General features: G+C 53.7%; 17 protein-coding genes. 16 read left to right on the forward strand and 1 reads right to left on the reverse strand.

Going from position 1 to position 19527, the window contains the following annotated elements:
- Positions 1 to 39: 39 nt before the first annotated feature.
- Positions 40 to 1626 carry a TerC family protein gene (locus ACOXYR_RS06515; RefSeq protein ID WP_407731307.1) on the reverse strand — a complete coding sequence of 529 codons (1587 nt, stop codon included), beginning with the start codon at positions 1624 to 1626 and terminating at the stop codon, positions 40 to 42.
- Positions 1627 to 2299: 673 nt separating this feature from the next.
- Between ACOXYR_RS06515 and ACOXYR_RS06520 the strand changes: the two genes are divergently transcribed.
- From ACOXYR_RS06520 to wcaJ, 16 genes are all read left to right on the forward strand, one after another.
- Positions 2300 to 3433, forward strand: coding sequence for a polysaccharide export protein (locus tag ACOXYR_RS06520; RefSeq protein WP_108473738.1), 1134 nt, complete (start codon positions 2300 to 2302; stop codon positions 3431 to 3433).
- 6 nt (positions 3434 to 3439) lie between these two features.
- On the forward strand, positions 3440 to 3883 hold the full coding sequence (gene wzb / locus ACOXYR_RS06525) for a low molecular weight protein-tyrosine-phosphatase Wzb (RefSeq protein ID WP_108473739.1): 444 nt from the start codon (positions 3440 to 3442) through the stop codon (positions 3881 to 3883).
- Positions 3884 to 3885: 2 nt separating this feature from the next.
- Positions 3886 to 6048: a tyrosine-protein kinase Wzc gene (gene wzc / locus ACOXYR_RS06530; protein ID WP_113857230.1), complete on the forward strand. Its 2163-nt coding sequence runs from the start codon at positions 3886 to 3888 to the stop codon at positions 6046 to 6048.
- A gap of 135 nt (positions 6049 to 6183) precedes the next feature.
- On the forward strand, positions 6184 to 7026 hold the full coding sequence (gene wcaA / locus ACOXYR_RS06535; protein ID WP_407731306.1) for a colanic acid biosynthesis glycosyltransferase WcaA: 843 nt from the start codon (positions 6184 to 6186) through the stop codon (positions 7024 to 7026).
- 2 nt (positions 7027 to 7028) lie between these two features.
- Positions 7029 to 7517, forward strand: coding sequence for a colanic acid biosynthesis acetyltransferase WcaB (gene wcaB / locus ACOXYR_RS06540; protein ID WP_421356389.1), 489 nt, complete (start codon positions 7029 to 7031; stop codon positions 7515 to 7517).
- Positions 7514 to 8731 (forward strand): colanic acid biosynthesis glycosyltransferase WcaC, encoded by a 1218-nt coding sequence (gene wcaC / locus ACOXYR_RS06545; protein ID WP_108473743.1) that lies wholly within the window; start codon positions 7514 to 7516, stop codon positions 8729 to 8731. Before wcaB ends, wcaC begins: the two co-directional genes overlap by 4 nt.
- Positions 8706 to 9929 carry a colanic acid polymerase WcaD gene (gene wcaD, locus ACOXYR_RS06550; RefSeq protein ID WP_421356390.1) on the forward strand — a complete coding sequence of 408 codons (1224 nt, stop codon included), beginning with the start codon at positions 8706 to 8708 and terminating at the stop codon, positions 9927 to 9929. Before wcaC ends, wcaD begins: the two co-directional genes overlap by 26 nt.
- A 13-nt stretch (positions 9930 to 9942) precedes the next feature.
- Positions 9943 to 10689, forward strand: a complete 747-nt coding sequence (gene wcaE, locus ACOXYR_RS06555; RefSeq protein WP_108473745.1) for a colanic acid biosynthesis glycosyltransferase WcaE — start codon at positions 9943 to 9945, stop codon at positions 10687 to 10689.
- Between the two features lie 15 nt (positions 10690 to 10704).
- Positions 10705 to 11253, forward strand: coding sequence for a colanic acid biosynthesis acetyltransferase WcaF (gene wcaF, locus ACOXYR_RS06560; RefSeq protein WP_189622833.1), 549 nt, complete (start codon positions 10705 to 10707; stop codon positions 11251 to 11253).
- 27 nt (positions 11254 to 11280) lie between these two features.
- A complete protein-coding gene (gene gmd / locus ACOXYR_RS06565) occupies positions 11281 to 12402 on the forward strand; it encodes a GDP-mannose 4,6-dehydratase (RefSeq protein ID WP_108473747.1) in 1122 nt (373 codons plus the stop codon).
- Between the two features lie 2 nt (positions 12403 to 12404).
- Positions 12405 to 13370 (forward strand): GDP-L-fucose synthase, encoded by a 966-nt coding sequence (gene fcl, locus ACOXYR_RS06570; protein ID WP_108473748.1) that lies wholly within the window; start codon positions 12405 to 12407, stop codon positions 13368 to 13370.
- 3 nt (positions 13371 to 13373) lie between these two features.
- Complete coding sequence (locus ACOXYR_RS06575; RefSeq protein WP_421356391.1) at positions 13374 to 13853, forward strand: GDP-mannose mannosyl hydrolase; 480 nt, start codon at positions 13374 to 13376, stop codon at positions 13851 to 13853.
- Positions 13850 to 15073 carry a colanic acid biosynthesis fucosyltransferase WcaI gene (gene wcaI / locus ACOXYR_RS06580; RefSeq protein ID WP_421356392.1) on the forward strand — a complete coding sequence of 408 codons (1224 nt, stop codon included), beginning with the start codon at positions 13850 to 13852 and terminating at the stop codon, positions 15071 to 15073. Before ACOXYR_RS06575 ends, wcaI begins: the two co-directional genes overlap by 4 nt.
- Before the next feature lie 3 nt (positions 15074 to 15076).
- Positions 15077 to 16513, forward strand: coding sequence for a mannose-1-phosphate guanyltransferase (gene cpsB / locus ACOXYR_RS06585; RefSeq protein ID WP_108473751.1), 1437 nt, complete (start codon positions 15077 to 15079; stop codon positions 16511 to 16513).
- A gap of 107 nt (positions 16514 to 16620) precedes the next feature.
- Positions 16621 to 17991: a colanic acid biosynthesis phosphomannomutase CpsG gene (cpsG, locus tag ACOXYR_RS06590; RefSeq protein ID WP_421356393.1), complete on the forward strand. Its 1371-nt coding sequence runs from the start codon at positions 16621 to 16623 to the stop codon at positions 17989 to 17991.
- A 138-nt stretch (positions 17992 to 18129) separates the two neighbouring features.
- Complete coding sequence (wcaJ, locus tag ACOXYR_RS06595) at positions 18130 to 19524, forward strand: undecaprenyl-phosphate glucose phosphotransferase (RefSeq protein WP_108473753.1); 1395 nt, start codon at positions 18130 to 18132, stop codon at positions 19522 to 19524.
- Positions 19525 to 19527: the final 3 nt, after the last annotated feature.

Raw genomic sequence — 19527 nt, forward strand, 5'->3', positions numbered from 1 at the left:
AAGAGTAAAGGGCTGATTAATAATCAGCCCTTATAGGCACTACACCTCGTAGTTCAGTTCATCCTCTTCCTGTGGCGGTGGGATTATCTGTACTTTTTGCACGCGGTGACTTTCAACCTGCAACGTTTTCAGCGTGAAGGGGCCAATTTGTACCTCTTCACCCGCTTTCGGTACGCGTTGCAAATGTTCCATTAGTAGCCCGGCAATGGTGTGATACTCACGTTTGTCGTCCAGCGGCAGCGGAATGTACTGCACCAGATCCTCCAGTGGCATATGGCCGTTTGCCGTCCAGGTACCATCCGGGTTGCGCTGGATATCGTGGCGGGCATCAATCTCTTCCACTTCGTTCGGCAGATTGCCGGCGATAGTTTCCATAACGTCACTGAGTGTCACAATGCCTTCCACTGAACCAAATTCATCAACCACGAACGCGAAGTGGGTACGCGCGCTACGGAATTGTTCCAGTGCCGAGAGCAGCGGCAGCGTTTCCGGGAAGACCAGCGGCTGACGGATGAGCGCACGCAGATCCAGCGGCTCGTTGCGCAGAGACTGTTGCAGCAGGTCAATGACGTGTACCACGCCTAACAGCTCTTCTTCATCATCGCCGCCGGTAATCACCAGACGCGTGTGCTGGTTTTTCTCCAGCAGCGCGCGGATTTCGTTTTCCGGGGCGCTGAGGTCGATGTGCTCGATGTCGTGGCGCGAGGTCATAATGCTGCTGACGGTACGCTGATTGAGGTTGAGTACACGCTCAATCATCATCCGTTCCTGCGGCTCGAAGATGGGATCGTCCCGGTTATCGGCAATCATGGATGCGCTATCGGCATCCAGTTCGGCGTCCTCTTTGCGACCGCTCAGCAGGCGCATTACCGTTTCAGTGGTACGCTGACGCATCGTCAGGTTTGCCGACAGAAAGCGGCGGCGGTTAAAGATCGCCAGCTGATTAAGGGCTTCAATCATCACCGAGAAGCCAATCGCCGCATACAGGTAGCCTTTCGGGATGGCGAAGCCAAAACCTTCGGCAACGAGGCTGAAACCGATCATCAGCAGGAAGCTGAGACAAAGAATAACGATAGTCGGGTGACTGTTGACAAAACGGGTGAGGGATTTACTGGCAAGCAGCATCAGGCTGATGGCAATAATCACCGCCGCCATCATGACCGCCAGGTGATCAACCATCCCGACTGCCGTAATGACGGAGTCGAGCGAGAAGACGGCGTCCAGCACCACAATTTGTGCGACGACGCCCCAGAAACGCGCGCCGCGCCGCTGGGTGGGATTATCGCTGTCTTTACCTTCAAGCCGTTCGTTAAGTTCGACGGTGGCCTTAAAGAGAAGGAAGAGGCCGCCGAACAGCATAATGAGGTCACGCGCGCTGAAGCTTAAATCGCGGAACACAAAAAGCGGTTTGGTGAGCGTAACCAGCCAGGAAATTGAGGCCAGCAGCACCAGACGCATCAACATTGCCAGAATCAGGCCGGTGACACGGGCGCGGTCGCGCTGCGCCGGAGGCAGCTTTTCTGCGAGGATGGCGATAAACACCAGGTTATCAATCCCGAGAACGAGCTCGATGACGACAAGCGTGATAAGACCCGCCCAGATTGAGGGATCGGCAATCCATTCCATACGTTGTTTAATACCTTAAGTCATATGACATTTGTCACACTTCGATCATGGATAAAGCCAGCGCAAATTGCAATGTTTCCCTGAGATTTGTCCGACTAAAAATGAGAGTCTCACAGAAATAAAACCTTATGGTTACTCCTGTTTATTATAAAAATACTCAATGGGTGAAGATAGCGCTATTCAGATATTATTAACCATTCCCGTATGTCAATATAAATAAAATCCTAAAAAATTGTTTTTGTGGTGCTTAATATTATTCTTAAAAACTATTTTTAAGGAGACGTTACCTTGCCTGCTGTTTGCATTGCTGCAACAATTCTTCCGGCATTGAATGATAAAAGGTATGGGAACGTATCCGGCGGGTATTTATCGGCCAGAAGTTTTAATGCCAGGACTAATCTTTATTCAATGCTGAAAATGTTGACCTATTTCTAACATTCTGAATTTTAGGTGATTTGGTAGCTTAAAGCCAAGGGCGGTAGCGTGCCTGAAGGCGAGATAATCAGCCTCGATTATTCTGTCAATAGCCTGCGGATGAATACGATCTTTTTTAGGATATATGCCATTTATATTCACGCACGATTAAATGCATTCTGAATGCTCAGGTAATGGAGATGTTCGGGTTTATTTAATTCGCACAGGATAATTTCTCTGCCAAAGTGATAAATAATCAATGATGAAATCCAAACTAAAATTGATGCCATTATTGGTGTCGGTAACCTTTATGAGTGGTTGCACCGTCTTTCCTGGCAGCAATATGTCTACCTACGGGAAAGATGTCATTAAACAGCAAGACGCTGATTTTGACATCGACAAGATGGTGAATGTTTATCCGCTGACCCCGCGACTGATTGAACAACTGCGTCCGCGTCCAAATGTCGCACAGCCAAATACTTCGCTGGATCAGGAGTTAAGCAATTACCAGTACCGCGTGGGGCCGGGGGATGTGTTGAACGTTACCGTCTGGGATCACCCGGAACTCACCACCCCGGCTGGCCAGTATCGCAGCTCAAGCGATACCGGGAACTGGGTGCAGCCTGACGGCACCATTTTCTACCCCTACGTCGGCAAAGTTGACGTAAAAGGCAAAACCCTCTCTGAAATCCGGCAGATTGTCAGCCAGCGTCTGGCCGCCTATATCACGGATCCACAGGTAGATGTGAACGTCGCCGCCTTCCGCTCGCAAAAAGCCTATGTGTCTGGCCAGGTCAACAAGTCCGGCCAGCAGGCGATTACTAACGTGCCGCTGACCGTTCTGGATGCCATCAACGCCGCAGGCGGCCTGACCGATATGGCGGACTGGCGCAACGTGGTGCTGACGCATAACGGACGCGAAGAGCGTATCTCGATTCAGGCGCTGATGCAGAACGGCGACCTGAAACAGAACCGGTTGCTGTATCCGGGCGACATTCTCTTCGTGCCGCGCAACGACGACCTGAAAGTGTTCGTGATGGGCGAAGTGAAAAAACAGAGCACCCTCAAAATGGACTTCAGCGGTATGACGCTGACCGAAGCGCTGGGCCAGGCGGAAGGGTTAGATCTCACCTCTTCGAATGCCAGCGGTATCTTCGTGATCCGTCCGACCAAAGAGGGCAACAACGGCAAGATGGCGAACGTTTATCAGCTTGATATGTCCGATGCGACCTCGCTGGTGATGGCGACCAACTTCGTACTGCAGCCGTATGACGTCGTGTACGTGACGACCGCGCCGGTAACGCGCTGGAACCGTCTGATCAATCAACTGTTGCCGACCATCAGTGGCGTTCGCTACATGACGGACACGGCAAAAGACATTCACACCTGGTAAGCGGCCATGTTTAACAAAATTCTAGTGGTATGCGTGGGGAACATTTGTCGTTCCCCAACGGGAGAGCGTCTGCTGAAAAGCCATTTGCCGTCACTCACCATTGCGTCTGCGGGTCTGGGCGCGCTGGTGGGGAAGGGGGCGGATGCCAGCGCGGTGAGCGTGGCAGCAGACCATCAACTCTCGCTTGACGGGCATTGTGCCCGCCAAATTTCCGGCGCAATGTGCCGGGAGTATGACCTGATTCTGGCAATGGAACGCCGCCACATCTCGAAACTGCATGACCTCGCGCCGGAAATGCGCGGCAAGGTGATGCTGTTTGGGCACTGGGATGATGAACGCGACATTCCCGATCCCTATCGCAAAAGCCGCGAAGCCTTTGAAGCGGTATATCAGTTACTCGACCGGTCTGCTCAACAGTGGGCGCAGGCACTGAAAGCTCAGCAGGGATAACAATGACAGAAAAAGTAAAACAGATAGCCCCGCAGACCACGGGCAGTGATGAAATTGATATTGGTCGTCTTGTGGGCACGGTCATCGAAGCGAAATGGTGGGTGCTGGGTATTACCGGCGTGTTTACGCTGGTTGGCATTATCTACACCCTATTTGCGACGCCGATTTACAGCGCCGATGCGCTGGTGCGTATTGAACAAAATCAGGGCAGCGCGCTGGTGCAGGACATCAGCAGCGCGCTGAGCAATAAACCGCCAGCGTCCGACGCGGAGATCAGAATGATCACCTCGCGTCTGGTGCTGGGCAAAACCGTCGACGACCTTGACCTCGATATTTCGGTTGAGAAAAACACCTTCCCGCTGATCGGTGCAGGATGGGATCGCCTGATGGGGCGTAAAAACGAAACGGTCAAAGTCACCACCTTCAATCGCCCACAGTCGATGGCGGAGAGCACCTTTACGCTGGATGTGCTGAGCCCGACGCGCTATCAACTGAGCAATGACGATGGCTTCAGCGCGCAGGGCGAGGTGGGTAAACCGCTGGAAAAAGGTGGCGTGTCGCTGCTGGTGACGGCGATTGCCGCTCATGAAGGCGCATCGTTTACCCTGACGCGATTCTCCACGCTCGGCATGATTAACTCACTGCAAAACAGCCTGAGCGTCACGGAAGATGGTAAAGATTCCGGCGTGCTGACCCTCAGCATTACCGGAGAAGATAAAGAGCAGATCCGCAAGATCCTCGATAGCATTGCGCGTAACTACCTCGAACAGAACGTGGCGCGTAAATCTGAAGAAGCGGCGAAGAGTCTCGCCTTCCTCGATAAACAACTGCCGGTGGTGCGCCACAATCTGGACGTCGCAGAAAATAATCTCAACGCCTATCGCCAGCAGAAAGACTCGGTTGACCTGCCGCTGGAAGCGAAATCCGTGCTCGACTCAATGGTTAACATTGATGCGCAGCTTAACGAATTGACCTTCAAAGAAGCGGAAATCTCCAAGCTCTACACCCGTATTCACCCGGCTTACCGCACGCTGCTGGAAAAACGCCGGGCGCTGGAAGAAGAGAAAGCTCGCCTGTCGAAACGAGTGACCGCGATGCCGAAAACCCAGCAGGAAATAGTGCGTTTAACGCGTGATGTGGAATCCGGCCAACAGGTTTACATGCAACTGCTGAATAAACAGCAGGAGCTGAAAATCACCGAAGCCAGCACCGTGGGGGATGTGCGTATCGTCGACCCGGCGATTGCTCAACCGGGCGTGGTGAAGCCGAAGAAAGCGCTGATTATTCTCGGCAGCCTGATCCTCGGCCTGATGCTCTCGATTGTTGGCGTGCTGCTGCGTTCGCTGTTCAACCGCGGTATCGAAAGCCCGCAGGTGCTGGAAGAGCACGGTATCAATGTTTATGCCAGCATCCCGCTGTCGGAATGGCAAAAAGCGCGTGACAGCGTGAAAACGGTGAAAGGCGTTAAGCGCTATAAACAGAGCCAACTGCTGGCGGTGGGTAACCCAACGGATCTGGCGATCGAAGCGGTGCGCAGTCTGCGTACCAGTCTGCACTTCGCCATGATGCAGGCGGGCAATAAAGTGCTGATGATGACCGGCGTCAGCCCGTCGATCGGTAAAACCTTTGTCTGTGCCAACCTGGCGGCAGTTATCAGCCAGACCGGCAAGCGCGTGCTGATGATCGACTGCGATATGCGTAAGGGTTACACCCACGAACTGCTGGGCACCAGCAATGACAATGGGTTATCGGAAGTGCTGGTGGGCAAAGCGGATATCGCGTCCAGTGCCAAACGCACATCCATTAACAACTTCGACCTGGTGCCGCGCGGTCAGGTGCCGCCGAATCCGTCGGAGCTGTTGATGAGCGAGCGATTCAGTGAACTGATGGCCTGGGCCAGCGCCAACTATGACCTGATCCTGATCGATACGCCGCCTATTCTGGCCGTCACCGATGCGGCCATTGTGGGTCGCCATGCCGGTACCACCCTGATGGTGGCGCGCTATGCGGTTAACACCCTGAAAGAAGTGGAAACCAGCCTCAGCCGCTTTGAGCAGAACGGCATCAATGTGAAAGGGGTGATCCTGAACTCAATCTTCCGTCGCGCGACGGGGTATCAGGATTACGGCTACTACGAGTACGAATATAAATCTGATTCTAAATAAGGTGTGTTTGCCCTCACCCTAACTCTTTCCCGCAGGGAGAGGGGACTGGTCGGTGCTGGTTTTCTCCCTCTCCCTGAGGGAGAGGGCCGGGGTGAGGGGAAAAATGCCATGACTTTGCTTCTCCGGGGGATCCTCATGACCACAGAAAATCCATTGATCTCTATCTATATGCCGACCTGGAATCGCCAGCAGTTGGCTATCCGCGCCATCAAATCGGTGCTGCGCCAGGATTACCCAAACTGGGAGATGATTATTGTTGATGATTGTTCCGAATCCTACGAACAGCTTCAGCAATTTGTGAGCGAACTGAACGATCCGCGCGTGTGCTACATCCATAACGATGTGAACTCCGGCGCGTGCGCGGTGCGTAACCAGGCCATTATGCAGTCGAAAGGCCAGTTCATCACCGGTATTGATGACGACGATGAATGGACGCCAAATCGTTTGTCGGTGTTTCTCGCACAAAAGCATCAACTGGTGACCCACGCGTTTCTGTATGCCAACGACTATCTTTGCCAGGGAGAAGTCTACTCGCAGCCCGCGAGCCTGCCGCTGTATCCGAAATCGCCGTTTTCCCGCAAGTTATTCTACAAACGCAATATTGTCGGCAACCAGGTGTTTAGCTCGGCGTGGCGTTTTAAAGAGTGCCTGTTCGATACACAACTGAAAGCGGCACAGGATTACGACATTTTCCTGCGGATGGTAGTGGCCTACGGTGAGCCGTGGAAAATCGAAGAAGCCACACAAATCCTGCACATCAACCACGGCGAGATGCAAATCACCAATTCGCCGAAAAAGTTTTCCGGCTACTTCCATTTTTACCGCAAACACAAAGACAAATTTGACCGGGCAAGCAAGAAGTACCAGCTCTTCACCCTGTATCAAATCCGCAATAAACGCATGAACTGGCGCACGCTGTTGACGCTGTTTTCTGTGCGCAACGGCAAACGCCTTGCCGACGGGCTGCGGGGGAAATAATCATGCTGGAAGATTTGCGCGCGAACAGTTGGAGTCTGCGCCCGTGCTGCATGGTGATGGCGTATCGTATCGCCCATTTTTGCACCGTGTGGCGTAAGAAAAATGTGCTCAACAATCTGTGGGCCGCACCGGTGTTGCTGCTCTATCGCTTCGTGACTGAATGTCTGTTTGGCTACGAAATTCAGGCCGCCGCGACGATTGGTCGCCGCTTTACCATTCACCACGGTTATGCCGTGGTTATCAATAAGAACGTGGTGGCGGGCGATGATTTTACCATTCGCCACGGCGTCACCATCGGTAATCGTGGCCCGAACAGCCTGGCGTGTCCTGTGATTGGCAATGGCGTGGAACTCGGGGCCAACGTGGTGATTATCGGTGACATTACGATTGGCAATCAGGTCACCATCGGCGCAGGCAGCGTCGTGCTGGATAACATTCCCGACCATGCGCTGGTGGTGGGTGAGAAAGCGCGGGTGAAGGTACTGAAATGAATATTATGCAATTTAACGTTCGCCTGGCTGAAGGCGGCGCGGCGGGCGTGGCGCTTGATCTCCATCAGCGCGCGCTACAGCTGGGAATGAACTCGCAGTTTATCTACGGCTATGGCAAAGGCGGCAAAAAAAGCGAAAGCCATGACCGCTACCCGAATGTGATTAAGCATACGGCGCGCGCCACCTCAATAGCCAACCTGGCGCTGTTTCGCCTGTTGAATCGCGATCTGTTCGGCAATCTGAACGGGTTATATCGCACGGTGGTACAGACTACCGGCCCGGTGGTGTTGCATTTTCATGTGCTGCATAGCTACTGGCTCAATCTGGCAGAGGTGGTGAAATTTTGCCAGCGCGTAAAAGCGCATAAACCGGACGTCACCTTCGTCTGGACGCTGCACGATCACTGGAGCGTTACCGGTCGCTGCGCGTTTCTTGACGGCTGTGAAGGGTGGAAGCACGGCTGTGCGCAATGCCCGACTCTCAGTAATTACCCACCGGTAAAAGTCGATCGTGCTCATCTGCAGGTTGATGAGAAACGCGCGCTGTTTCGCCAGATGCTGACGCTGGGCTGCAACTTTATTTCGCCCAGCCATCACGTAGCCGATGCCTTTAACACCCTTTACGGTGCGGGGCGCTGTCTGGTGATTAACAACGGCATTGATGTGGCGACGGAAACCATTCTGGCCGATCTTCAGCCAAAAGCGGCAAACTCACAGCGTCCCAAAATTGCCGTGGTGGCCCATGACCTGCGCTACGACGGGAAAACCAATCAGCAACTGGTGCAGGCGCTGATGGCCCTTGGCGATAAAGTGGAGGTGCATACCTTCGGCAAATTCTCACCGTTTAATGCCGATAACGTGGTGAATCATGGCTTCCTGACCGATAAGCGCCAGTTGATGAGCCAACTTCACGGTATGGATGCGTTGCTGTTCAGTTCACGCGTCGATAACTATCCGCTGATCCTGTGTGAAGCGCTGTCGATTGGCGTGCCGGTTATTGCGACTCACAGTGATGCTGCGCAGGAGGTGCTGAGCAAATCGGGTGGACATACGGTTGATGACAGCGACGTTCTGCGTCTTGCGCAGTTGCCGAAAGCAGACATCGCTCAGGCGATTTTCGGCACCACGCTTGCGCAGTTCAGCGCCCGTAGCCGCCAGGCCTACAGTGGTCAACAGATGCTGGAGGAGTATGTCTCGTTCTATCAGAATCTGTAGCTATCTCCTGCTACCGTTAATCTACCTGCTGGTTAACGTCAAAATCGCCCAGATCGGCGAGAGCTTTCCCATCACCGTTGTGACCTTTTTGCCGCTGCTGCTTTTACTCTACGTTGACCTGATTAACCTGAAAAAGTTGATGATTGCACTCGGCGCGGGGGCAGGGTTGACGCTGTTTAACTATCTGTTCGGCCAGTCTTACGATGCCAGTAAGTACGTTACCTCGACGATGCTGTTTGTCTATATCGTGATTATTGTCGGTATGGTATGGAGTATTCGCTTCAAGGTTATCTCGCCACATAACCACCGCAAAATTTTGCGTGGCTTTTATATGGTGATTGGCGTCATCGTCATGCTGGCCGCTGTCGAGATGCTGCAAATTATCGTCTCCGGAGGCAGTAGCCTGATGGAGACAATTTCGAAATATCTTATATACAGTAACAGCTATGTTCTGAATTTTATCAAGTTCGGCGGCAAGCGTACCACGGCACTTTATTTCGAACCGGCATTCTTCGCTCTGGCGTTAATCTCAATTTGGCTCTGTATCAAACAGTTCGGTATCAAAACCCCTAAAGCAGATGCTATGATTCTGGCAGGGATTATTCTTTCAGGATCATTTTCCGGGGTAATGACGTTTATTCTGTTCTATTTGCTGGAGTGGGCTTTTCAGTATCTGAACAAAGACGCCATTAAGAAAAAACTGCCGCTGGCGATTATCTCGTTGGCTGTATTTTTGGTCGGTTTAGTGTTTGCTTTTCCGTATATATCTGAGCGTCTGGGCGATCTGGGGACGGAAGGATCATCATCCTATTACCGTATAATAGGTCCACTGGTAATGGTAGGTTATTCGTTAACCAATATTGATGGTATTGTGCGTTTCGGTTCTCTTTATGAATATGTGGCATCATTCGGAATCTTTAACGGTGCGGATGTCGGAAAAACAATAGACAATGGTTTGTATCTGCTCATTATTTATTTTTCGTGGTTTGCAGTGATATTGACGGCATGGTACATGATTAATGTCGGAAAGATGACAATTAACGCTTTTGGGAATAATCGCAATTTCCGCGTGCAGTTGTTTCTTTTTACGCCAATATCGCTGTTTTTTACCGGTTCGATATTTAGCCCGGAATATGCATTTTTAATTGTCTGTCCCTTTATTTTGCGTAAAGCGCTCAATATGGCCGACAACGGATAAGGTGGAAAAAACAATGCTGCTGAGTGTCATTACCGTCGCGTTTCGTAACCATGACGGCATCGTCAAAACCTGGCGTTCACTGGCGCATCTGGCGAACGATCCGAGCATTCAGTTTGAGTGGATTGTGGTCGACGGCGGGTCGGCTGACGGCACGGCGGAGTTTCTGGAAAAACGTAACGGACAGTATAACTTACGTTATGTTAGCGAGCCGGATAACGGCCTGTATGATGCGATGAATAAAGGCATCGCGATGGCGAAAGGCAAATTTGCTCTGTTCCTGAATTCCGGCGATGTGTTTCATCAGGACGTCTCACAATTCGTCCGTCAACTGCGTAATAAAAAAGATGATGCGATGTATCTGGGTGATGCGATGCTCGATTTTGGCGATGGCACACAACTCACCCGTCGGGCAAAAAGTGGCTGGTATATTTATCACAGTTTACCCGCCAGTCATCAGGCAATCTTCTTCCCCTGCGTGGGGTTGAAACAAAATCCGTATGATATGCAATATCGTGTTTCATCTGATTATGCACTGGCCGCCAAAATGTATAAAGCAGGCTATGCCTTTAAACGCATAAAAGGGTTGGTGTCTGAATTTTCGATGGGCGGGGTATCAACCACTAATAATTTACAGTTATGTCAGGATGCAAAGAATGTTCAGCGAGAAATATTACGCATGCCAAAGCTTCTGACAGAATTGTCTTATTTATTACGTCTGCGCACCACCGGCAAAACAAAAGCCCTATATAACAAATCCTGAATATAAGGGAAAGGTATGCAAGATTTATCGGGATTCTCTGTGCCGAAGAATTTTCGCGGGGCGGGGGGAATTAAAGTGCAATTATGGTGGGCGGTGCAATCAACACTTTTTGCATGGTCACCGCAGATACTCTATCGCTGGCGTGCATTTTTGTTACGTCTGTTTGGTGCAAAAATAGGAAAAAACGTAGTCATTCGCCCGTCAGTGAAAATTACCTATCCATGGAAATTAACCCTTGGTGATTATGCCTGGGTGGGTGATGACGCAGTGTTATATACGCTGGGCAATATTACCATCGGCGCAAATTCTGTGGTGTCACAGAAGTGTTATTTATGTACCGGAAGTCATGACTTCCAGAGTCAACATTTTGATATTACCGCCACACCGATTGTGATTGGCGAGAAATGCTGGCTGGCGACGGATGTCTTTGTTGCTCCCGGCATTGAAATTGGCGACGGCACCATCGTTGGTGCGCGAAGCAGCGTTTTTAAATCGCTTCCGGCAAACGTGATTTGCCGTGGCAACCCCGCAGTGGTGATACGCGAACGCGTTGAAACTGATTAATTTCTGATAAGTACAGAGGATAAAAACATGTCAAAAGTCGCTCTCATCACCGGCGTAACCGGCCAGGATGGTTCTTACCTGGCAGAGCTTCTGCTGGAAAAAGGCTACGAAGTGCATGGCATTAAGCGCCGCGCTTCCTCTTTTAACACGGAACGCGTTGACCACATCTATCAGGATCCACACAGCAGCAACCCGAAATTCCACCTGCACTACGGCGACCTGACTGACAGCTCGAACCTGACCCGTATTCTGCAGGAAGTCCAGCCGGATGAAGTCTACAACCTGGGCGCGATGAGCCACGTGGCCGTTTCGTTTGAATCCCCGGAATATACCGCCGATGTGGATGCAATGGGTACGCTGCGCCTGCTGGAAGCTATTCGCTTCCTCGGTCTTGAAAAGAAAACTCGTTTCTATCAGGCGTCCACCTCTGAGTTGTACGGCCTGGTACAGGAAATTCCGCAGAAAGAGACCACGCCGTTCTATCCGCGCTCTCCGTATGCGGTAGCAAAACTGTACGCCTACTGGATCACCGTCAACTACCGCGAATCCTACGGCATGTATGCCTGCAACGGCATTCTGTTCAACCATGAATCCCCGCGCCGTGGCGAAACCTTCGTCACCCGCAAAATTACCCGCGCGATTGCCAATATTGCGCAGGGGCTGGAGTCCTGCCTGTATCTCGGCAACATGGATTCCCTGCGTGACTGGGGCCACGCCAAGGACTACGTGAAAATGCAGTGGATGATGCTGCAACAGGACAAGCCGGAAGATTTCGTTATCGCCACCGGCGTGCAGTACTCCGTGCGTCAGTTCGTCGAAATGGCGGCGGCTCAGCTGGGTATCAAGCTGCGCTTTGAAGGCACCGGCGTGGAAGAGAAGGGCATTGTGGTTTCTGTCACCGGCCATGATGCGCCGGGCGTGAAACCGGGCGATATCATCATTGCCGTTGACCCGCGCTATTTCCGTCCTGCGGAAGTGGAAACCCTGCTGGGCGACCCGACCAAAGCGCACGAAACGCTGGGCTGGAAACCGGAAACCACTCTCCAGGAAATGGTCTCTGAAATGGTTGCCAAAGACCTCGAAGCGGCGAAGAAACACTCTCTGCTGAAATCCCACGGCTACGATGTGGCGATCGCGCTGGAGTCCTGAGAATGACCAGACAACGTATTTTTGTGGCGGGCCACCGGGGAATGGTCGGTTCGGCCATTGTCCGCCAGCTTGAGCAGCGAGAAAACGTGGATCTGATTCTGCGTACTCGCGATGAGCTCAACCTGCTCGACAGCAATGCAGTGAACGAATTTTTTGCCACCGAACAGATTGACCAGGTTTATCTGGCGGCGGCAAAAGTGGGCGGTATTGTGGCGAACAATACCTATCCCGCCGATTTCATCTACGAAAACATGATGATTGAAAGCAACATCATTCACGCTGCACATGTGCATAACGTGAATAAGCTGCTGTTCCTTGGCTCATCCTGCATCTATCCGAAGCTGGCGAAGCAGCCAATGGCCGAAAGTGAGCTGCTGCAGGGCACGCTGGAAGCGACCAACGAGCCCTACGCGATTGCCAAAATTGCCGGGATCAAGCTGTGTGAATCCTATAACCGCCAGTACGGTCGTGACTATCGCTCGGTGATGCCGACGAACCTGTACGGGCCGAACGATAACTTCCACCCCAGCAATTCGCACGTCATTCCTGCGCTGTTGCGCCGCTTCCACGAAGCCGCCCAGCAGAATGCATCGGATGTGGTGGTGTGGGGCAGCGGTACGCCGATGCGCGAGTTCCTCCACGTGGACGACATGGCGGCTGCCAGCATCCACGTGATGGAGCTGGATCGCGACGTATGGCAGGAGAACACCCAGCCGATGTTGTCGCATATCAACGTCGGCACCGGCATCGACTGCACCATTCGCGAACTGGCGCAGACGCTGGCGAAAGTGGTGGGCTTTAAGGGACGTGTGGTCTTTGATGCGTCCAAACCGGACGGCACGCCGCGCAAATTGCTCGACGTCACCCGCCTGCATCAACTGGGCTGGTACCACGAAATCACCCTGGAAGCTGGTCTTGCCAGCACCTACCAGTGGTTTTTGCAAAACCAGCAGCGTTTCCGGGGGTAACCGATGTTTCTGAGCACGCAGGATTTTGCCACCGTAGTGCGTTCTACACCGCTTATCTCAATTGATTTGATTGTGGAAAACGCGCAGGGCGAATATCTGCTTGGCAAACGCACCAACCGCCCGGCGCAGGGGTTCTGGTTTGTTCCTGGCGGTCGCGTGCAGAAAGATGAAACGCTCGCTGACGCCTTCGCCCGCTTAACGCAGGCGGAGCTGGGCCTGAGCCTGCCGATATCGGCAGGCCAGTTCTACGGCGTCTGGCAGCATTTTTATGACGATAACTTTTCCGGGGCGGATTTCTCTACCCATTACATCGTGCTGGGTTTCCGTCTGTGCGTGGATGCAAGCGATCTGACGCTCCCGGATGAACAGCACAATGATTACCGCTGGCTGACGCCGTCGGCGCTGCTGGCTGCGGACAATGTGCATGCCAACAGCCGCGCCTACTTCCTCGATGAGAAGCGGGCCGAGGTGCCAGGGTTATGAAGATATTGGTTTATGGCATCAATTATTCACCGGAGCTGACCGGTATCGGCAAATACACCGGCGAAATGGTCGAGTGGATGGCAAGCCAGGGGCATGAAGTTCGGGTGATCACCGCGCCGCCGTACTATCCGCAGTGGCAGGTGGGCGAGCACTACTCCGCCTGGCGCTATCGTCGGGAAGAGGGGGCCGCCACCGTCTGGCGTTGCCCACTGTATGTGCCGAAACAGCCCTCCACGCTGAAGCGCCTGATCCATTTAGGCAGCTTTGCCGTCAGCAGCGTCTTCCCGTTGCTGGCCCAGCGTCGCTGGAAGCCGGATCGCATTATCGGCGTGGTGCCAACGCTCTTTTGCACGCCGGGTATGCGCCTGCTGGCAAAACTCTCCGGTGCGCGCACGCTGCTGCATATTCAGGATTATGAAGTGGACGCGATGCTCGGCCTGGGCATGGCAGGTAAAGGCAAACCGGGCAAAGTGGCGAAGCTCGCCAGCGCCTTTGAGCGTAGCGGCCTGCTTAACGTCGATAATGTCTCAACTATCTCACGCTCAATGATGAATAAAGCCCGTGAGAAGGGCGTGCCGGAAGAGAAGGTCATTTTCTTCCCAAACTGGTCGGAAGTGGCGCGTTTTCGCGATGTGAACAACACCCATGTTGCGGTTTTACGCGAACAGCTTGGCCTGCCAGCCGACCGCAAACTGATTCTTTACTCCGGCAATATCGGCGAGAAGCAGGGGCTGGAAAGCGTGATTGAGGCCGCCGCCTTGCTGCGTGACAAACCGTGGCTGTTTGTGATTGTCGGCCAGGGTGGCGGGAAAGCGCGGCTGGAAAAACTGGCGGCAGAGCGTGGGTTAGACAATGTGCGCTTCTTCCCGCTGCAATCTTACGACGCACTGCCCGCGCTGCTTTCGATGGCCGACTGCCATCTGGTGATTCAAAAACGCGGCGCGGCGGATGCGGTACTGCCGTCCAAACTGACCAATATTCTGGCGGTGGGCGGTAATGCGGTGATTACCGCGGAAGCTGAAACCGAATTAGGGCAGTTATGCCTCAATGAACCGGGGATCGCCGTGTGCGTCGAGCCGGAATCGGTTCCGGCGTTAATGGACGGTATTGAACAGGCACTCTTGATGCCGAAACGCAACGCGCAGGCGCTGGCCTACGCGGAACGCACGCTCGAGAAAGAGAACGTGCTGAGTCAATTTATTGCTGATATTCGGGGTTAAACGATGAGTCAATCAACACTTTTTCCGGTAGTAATGGCCGGTGGCTCCGGCAGCCGTTTGTGGCCGCTGTCCCGAGTGCTTTATCCCAAACAGTTCCTGTGCCTGAAAGGCGAACTGACCATGCTGCAGGCGACGATTAATCGTCTGCACGGCGTGGAGTGTGAAAGCCCGGTGGTTATCTGCAATGAGCAGCACCGCTTTATCGTGGCCGAGCAATTGCGCCAGATGAATAAGCTGACCGAGAATATTATTCTCGAACCTGTGGGGCGCAATACCGCCCCGGCGATTGCCCTTGCGGCGCTGGCGGCGGTGCGTCGTGAAACCGGCTGCGACCCGCTGATGCTGGTGCTGGCGGCAGACCACGTTATTCAGAATGAAGACGCGTTCCGTGAGGCGGTGCGCAATGCGACACCGTACGCGGAAAGCGGCAAACTGGTCACGTTTGGTATCGTGCCCGATCTGCCGGAAACCGGCTATGGCTATATTCGTCGTGGTGATGTTTCACCAGGTGAAAAAGACGCGGTGGCCTTCGATGTGGCGCAGTTTGTCGAAAAACCGAATCTCGATACCGCCCAGGCGTATGTCTCCAGCGGCGAATATTACTGGAACAGCGGTATGTTCCTGTTCCGTGCCGGACGCTTCCTGGAAGAGCTGAAAAAATATCGCCCGGATATTCTTGAAGCGTGCGAGAAAGCCATGAGCGTCACCGACCCGGATCTTGATTTCATCCGCGTCGATGAAGCCGCGTTCCTCGCTTGCCCGGAAGAGTCTATCGATTACGCGGTAATGGAACAGACCGCCGACGCGGTGGTGGTGCCGATGGACGCAGGCTGGAGCGACGTGGGCTCCTGGTCTTCACTGTGGGAAATCAGCAACCATACGCCGGAAGGCAACGTGCATCACGGTGACGTGATCAGCCACAAAACCGAAAACAGCTATGTGTACGCCGAATCCGGCCTGGTGACGACCGTCGGTGTAAAGGATTTGGTGGTGGTGCAGACCAAAGACGCGGTTCTGATCGCCGATCGCAGCGCGGTTCAGGACGTCAAAAAAGTCGTCGAGCAAATTAAAGCCGAGGGGCGTCATGAGCATCATATTCACCGCGAAGTGTATCGCCCGTGGGGGAAATATGACTCGATTGATGCTGGCGATCGCTATCAGGTGAAACGGATCACCGTGAAACCGGGCGAGGGGCTTTCACTGCAAATGCATCACCACCGGGCAGAACACTGGATTGTGGTGGCGGGCACCGCCAAAGTCACCATCAACGATGACATCAAGCTGCTGGGTGAAAACGAATCTATTTATATCCCGCTTGGCGCGACTCATAGCCTTGAGAATCCCGGCAAGATCCCGCTCGATTTAATTGAAGTCCGCTCCGGTTCGTATCTGGAAGAGGACGATGTGGTGCGCTTCGCGGATCGCTACGGGCGCGTATAGCGCGTTTTGTTAGCCGGATAAGTGCAGTGCCGTCCGGCAATTCACAACACTGAAAATAATGACCCTCACCGGTCAGGGCCAACTGTTGCCTGAAGAAAGGTAAAAACATGAAAACATTAACCTGTTTTAAAGCCTATGACATTCGCGGCAAATTAGGCGAAGAGCTGAATGAAGATATCGCGTGGCGTATTGGCCGCGCCTATGGCGAATTTCTGAAACCGAAAACCATTGTACTGGGTGGCGATGTGCGTCTGACCAGCGAAGCGCTGAAACTGGCGCTGGCACGCGGTCTGCGCGATGCGGGCGTTGATGTGCTCGATATCGGGCTTTCTGGTACTGAAGAGATCTATTTTGCGACCTTCCATCTGGGGATTGATGGCGGCATTGAAGTCACCGCCAGCCATAATCCGATGGATTACAACGGCATGAAGCTGGTGCGCGAAGGGGCGCGTCCAATCAGCGGTGATACCGGGCTGCGCGATGTGCAGCGTCTGGCGGAGGCTAACGACTTCCCGCCGGTGGATGAAAGTCAGCGCGGCAGCTATCAGAAAATTAACCTGCGCGATGCGTATATCGATCACCTGTTGCAGTACATCAACGTCAACAACCTGACGCCCCTCAAGCTGGTGGTGAACGCTGGCAACGGCGCGGCAGGCCCGGTGATTGATGCGCTCGAGGCGCGCTTTAAAGCTCTGAATGTGCCGGTGACGCTGATTAAAGTGCACAACACCCCGGACGGCAATTTCCCCAACGGTATTCCTAACCCGCTGTTACCTGAGTGCCGCGACGACACCCGCAACGCGGTAATCGAACACGGCGCGGATATGGGTATCGCGTTTGATGGCGATTTCGACCGCTGCTTCCTGTTCGATGAAACCGGGCAGTTTATCGAAGGGTATTACATTGTCGGCCTGCTGGCAGAAGCGTTCCTGGAGAAAAATCCGGGCGCCAAAATTATCCACGACCCGCGTCTTTCCTGGAACACGGTAGATGTGGTGACGGCGGCGGGCGGCACGCCGGTGATGTCGAAAACCGGCCACGCTTTTATCAAAGAACGCATGCGCAAAGACGACGCCATCTACGGCGGCGAAATGAGTGCTCATCACTATTTCCGCGATTTTGCCTACTGCGACAGCGGAATGATCCCGTGGCTGTTGGTAAGCGAACTGCTGTGCCTGAAAGGGAAAACGCTGGGCGAACTGGTGCGCGATCGGATGTCTGCCTTCCCGGCAAGCGGCGAGATCAACAGCAAACTGGCCGAGCCTGCTGCGGCAATTGCCCGCGTAGAGCAGCACTTTGCTCACGAGGCGCTGGAAATTGACCGTACCGATGGCATCAGCCTGGCGTTTGCCGACTGGCGCTTCAACCTGCGTTCCTCGAACACCGAACCGGTGGTGCGTTTGAACGTGGAATCGCGCGGCGATACCCCGCTGATGCAGGCACGAACGCAGGATATTCTGGCGCTGCTTAAGCAGTAAAAGCCCCCCTCACCCTAACCCTCTCCCTGAGGGAGAGGGGACAGATCATGCACAGGCTTAACATCTGCGCGGGTTTTCACCCTCTCCCTCAGGGAGAGGGCCGGGGTGAGGGTGACTGGTGATGAAAAAGGAACAACGATGACGACTCTAAAAAAGCGCGAGCGAGCCAAAACGAATGCATCGTTAATCTCAATGGTGCAGCGTTTTTCGGATATCACCATTATGCTCGGCGGGCTGTGGGTAGTGTGCAAAGCCGCGGCGCTGCCGTTTTTGTATCTCCATCTGCTGATGGCGCTGGTGACGCTGGTGGTGTTCCAGATGATCGGCGGGATCACGGATTTCTATCGGTCATGGCGCGGCGTGCGCATAACCACCGAACTGTTGTTGCTGCTACAGAACTGGACGCTGAGCCTGGTATTCAGCGCCGGACTGCTGGCGTTTGACGACGATTTCAGCACCCATATCAGCGTCTGGCTGAGCTGGTATTTACTGACCACCTGCGGCATGTTGGCCAGCCGGGCGTTTATTCGTTATGGTGCCGGCGTGCTGCGCAATCATGGTTACAACAAACGCTACGTCGCGGTAGCGGGCGATCTCCCGCAGGGGCAGGCGCTGCTGGAGAGCTTCCGTAATCAGCCGTGGATCGGTTATGAAGTGGTGGGCACCTATCATGACGCTAAACCGGGTGGTGTCAGCGCCGACTGGGCGGGCAATATTCAGCAACTGCTGGACGACGCGCGCGCGGGCAAAATTCATAACGTCTATATCGCCATGTCGATGCAGGAAGAGGGGCTGATCAAAAAACTGATGCGCGAGCTGGCGGATACCACCTGCTCGGTGCTGATTATCCCCGATGTGTTTACCTTCAACATTCTTCATTCGCGTATTGAAGAGGTCAACGGTGTGCCGGTCGTGCCGCTGTACGACACGCCGCTCTCTGGCGTCAACCGCATCATTAAACGGCTGGAAGATATCGTGCTCGCCAGCATGATCCTGCTGCTGATTTCGCCTGCGCTGTGCTGCATCGCGCTGGCGGTGAAACTCACTTCCGCCGGGCCGGTCATTTTCCGCCAGACCCGTTACGGCATGGACGGTAAGCCTATCAAAGTCTGGAAATTCCGTTCCATGAAGGTGATGGAAAACGACGCGGTGGTCACTCAGGCGACACAAAACGACCCGCGCGTGACGCCGGTTGGTAATTTCCTGCGTCGTACCTCACTCGATGAACTGCCGCAGTTTATCAACGTGTTGACCGGCGGCATGTCGATCGTCGGCCCGCGTCCTCATGCGGTGGCGCACAACGAACAGTATCGCCAGTTGATTGAGGGTTACATGCTGCGCCACAAAGTGAAGCCAGGCATTACCGGTTGGGCGCAAATCAACGGCTGGCGCGGCGAGACCGACACGCTGGAAAAAATGGAAAAACGCGTCGAGTTCGACCTGGAATACATTCGCGAATGGAGCCTGTGGTTCGATATCAAAATTGTTTTCCTGACGGTGTTCAAAGGCTTCGTCAGTAAAACGGCGTATTGAGGA

Origin of the sequence: Pseudocitrobacter faecalis (assembly GCF_965231525.1) — a bacterium.
In the GTDB taxonomy this organism is placed as follows: Bacteria; Pseudomonadota; Gammaproteobacteria; order Enterobacterales; family Enterobacteriaceae; genus Pseudocitrobacter; species Pseudocitrobacter faecalis.

What these genes read in the sequence shown, in the direction of transcription:
- ACOXYR_RS06515 (WP_407731307.1), bottom strand. Translation starts at nt 1,626, where the DNA reads ATGGAATGGATTGCCGATCCCTCAATCTGGGCGGGTCTTATCACGCTT.
- ACOXYR_RS06520 (WP_108473738.1), top strand. Translation starts at nt 2,300, where the DNA reads ATGATGAAATCCAAACTAAAATTGATGCCATTATTGGTGTCGGTAACC.
- wzb (WP_108473739.1), top strand. Translation starts at nt 3,440, where the DNA reads ATGTTTAACAAAATTCTAGTGGTATGCGTGGGGAACATTTGTCGTTCC.
- wzc (WP_113857230.1), top strand. Translation starts at nt 3,886, where the DNA reads ATGACAGAAAAAGTAAAACAGATAGCCCCGCAGACCACGGGCAGTGAT.
- wcaA (WP_407731306.1), top strand. Translation starts at nt 6,184, where the DNA reads ATGACCACAGAAAATCCATTGATCTCTATCTATATGCCGACCTGGAAT.
- wcaB (WP_421356389.1), top strand. Translation starts at nt 7,029, where the DNA reads ATGCTGGAAGATTTGCGCGCGAACAGTTGGAGTCTGCGCCCGTGCTGC.
- wcaC (WP_108473743.1), top strand. Translation starts at nt 7,514, where the DNA reads ATGAATATTATGCAATTTAACGTTCGCCTGGCTGAAGGCGGCGCGGCG.
- wcaD (WP_421356390.1), top strand. Translation starts at nt 8,706, where the DNA reads ATGTCTCGTTCTATCAGAATCTGTAGCTATCTCCTGCTACCGTTAATC.
- wcaE (WP_108473745.1), top strand. Translation starts at nt 9,943, where the DNA reads ATGCTGCTGAGTGTCATTACCGTCGCGTTTCGTAACCATGACGGCATC.
- wcaF (WP_189622833.1), top strand. Translation starts at nt 10,705, where the DNA reads ATGCAAGATTTATCGGGATTCTCTGTGCCGAAGAATTTTCGCGGGGCG.
- gmd (WP_108473747.1), top strand. Translation starts at nt 11,281, where the DNA reads ATGTCAAAAGTCGCTCTCATCACCGGCGTAACCGGCCAGGATGGTTCT.
- fcl (WP_108473748.1), top strand. Translation starts at nt 12,405, where the DNA reads ATGACCAGACAACGTATTTTTGTGGCGGGCCACCGGGGAATGGTCGGT.
- ACOXYR_RS06575 (WP_421356391.1), top strand. Translation starts at nt 13,374, where the DNA reads ATGTTTCTGAGCACGCAGGATTTTGCCACCGTAGTGCGTTCTACACCG.
- wcaI (WP_421356392.1), top strand. Translation starts at nt 13,850, where the DNA reads ATGAAGATATTGGTTTATGGCATCAATTATTCACCGGAGCTGACCGGT.
- cpsB (WP_108473751.1), top strand. Translation starts at nt 15,077, where the DNA reads ATGAGTCAATCAACACTTTTTCCGGTAGTAATGGCCGGTGGCTCCGGC.
- cpsG (WP_421356393.1), top strand. Translation starts at nt 16,621, where the DNA reads ATGAAAACATTAACCTGTTTTAAAGCCTATGACATTCGCGGCAAATTA.
- wcaJ (WP_108473753.1), top strand. Translation starts at nt 18,130, where the DNA reads ATGACGACTCTAAAAAAGCGCGAGCGAGCCAAAACGAATGCATCGTTA.